General features: G+C 70.0%; 1 protein-coding gene. It reads right to left on the bottom strand.

The annotated features are described in order from the left end of the window. On the bottom strand, positions 1 to 1818 hold a 1818-nt coding region (locus E1258_RS32400; protein WP_132407760.1), incomplete at both ends, for a beta-ketoacyl synthase N-terminal-like domain-containing protein.

The following is a 1818-nucleotide window of genomic DNA, read 5'->3' as shown; positions in this document are numbered from 1 at the left end:
AACGCGCATTCGCGAGGGCCTGCCGAATCACCCGCTCCTGCGACGGACCATTCGGCGCCGTCAACCCATTCGACGCACCATCCTGATTCACCGCACTACCCCGCACCACCGCCAACACCGGATGCCCACGCCGCCGCGCATCCGACAACCGCTCCACCAGAAGAAGACCCACACCCTCACCCCAACCAGTGCCATCAGCCCCGGCTGCGAAGGCCTTGACCCGGCCGTCCGGCGCCAGGCCGCGCTGCGCGCTGAACGCCACCAGCGCCTCTGGGGTGGACATCACCGTCACCCCACCGGCCAACGCCAGATCACACTCACCCTGCCGCAACGACTGCACCGCCAGATGCAACGCCACCAACGACGACGAACACGCCGTATCCACCGTCACCGCCGGCCCTTCCAAACCGAAGCTGTACGCGATGCGCCCGGAGAGCACGCTGAGTGACTTGCCCGTGATCAGGTAGCCCTCGTCGCCGGTGGGCATGTTCGCCAGAGTGGCGTCGTAGTCGTTGCCGTTCGTCCCGATGAAGACGCCGGTCCCAGGCCCGCGTACGTTCTCCGGCACCAGGCCGGCGCGTTCGAAGGTTTCCCAGGCCACCTCCAGCAGCAGCCGCTGCTGCGGGTCCATCGCCTGTGCCTCGCGCGGGCTGATCCCGAAGAAGGCGGCGTCGAAGTGCCCCGCTTCGGACAGGAAGCCGCCTTGGGCGACGTACGCGGTCCCGCGGTTCTCCGGGTCCGGGTGGTAGAGACGGTCGGTGTCCCAGCCCCGGTCCACGGGCCAGCCGGTGAGGCCGGTCCCGCCCTCGGTAAGCAGCTCCCAGAACCGTTCCGGGCTGTCCGCGCCTCCGGGGAACCGGCAGCTCATGCTGACGATCGCGATGGCTTCGTCGGCGTTCACAGGCCGAGCGGTCACCGGGTTCGCCGGTGCCGCGCCGAGGAGGCTCTCGCGCAGGTGCGTGGCGAGCGCCTCCGGGGTCGGGTAGTCGAAGACCAGGGTGGCACTGAGTCGGAGACCGGTACGGGCGTTGAGCCGGTTGCGCAGTTCCACCGAGGTGAGCGAGTCGAAACCGGACTCCTTGAACGCCCGGGACGGCGGCACCGCGGCCGTGGACTCGTGGCCGAGGACGGCGGCGGCCTCGGTGCGGACCAGGTCGAGGAGCAGTTCGTGCTGTTCTTGCGGGGTACCGGCGGCTCGGAGGCGGCCGGCGTAGCCGGTGGCGGCCGGCGTCCCGGCGGCCTGCCGCCGTCGGGACCCGCGGATCAGCGAGCGCAGCAACGGCGAGGTGGTGTCGGCCGGGATCGAGACGGGATCGATGATGGCCGCGACGACCGCCGCGTCGGCTGCGGCGACTCCGGCGTCGAACAGTGCGAGGCCACGGTCGTCCGAAAGTGGCCGGAGGCCGCGGGTCAGACGACGTACGTCGGCGTCGCCGAGTTCCGCGGTGAGGCCGGTACGCCGTTCCCAGAAGCCCCAGGCCAGTGAGGTGCCGGGCAGTCCCAGATCGCGGCGGTGCTGAGCCAGGGCATCCAGGTAGGCGTTCGCGGCAGCGTAGCTGCCCTGACCGGGACTGCCGAACAGGCCGGCGACGGAGGAGAAGAGGACGAAGGCCTTCAGATCCCGATCACGGGTCAACTCGTGCAGATGCCACGCACCATCCGCCTTCGCCGCCAACACACCATCCAACCGCTGCGGCGACAACCGCTCCACCACACCGTCATCCAGCACCCCCGCCGCATGCACCACCGCCGACAACCCCGGCAAACCCTCCACCAAAGCAGCCACCTGCACCCGATCCGACACATCACACACCACCC

It is taken from the genome of Micromonospora sp. KC207, from assembly GCF_004348615.1.
In the GTDB taxonomy this organism is placed as follows: Bacteria; Actinomycetota; Actinomycetes; order Mycobacteriales; family Micromonosporaceae; genus Micromonospora.
This window is presented reverse-complemented; position numbering and strand designations above follow the sequence as displayed.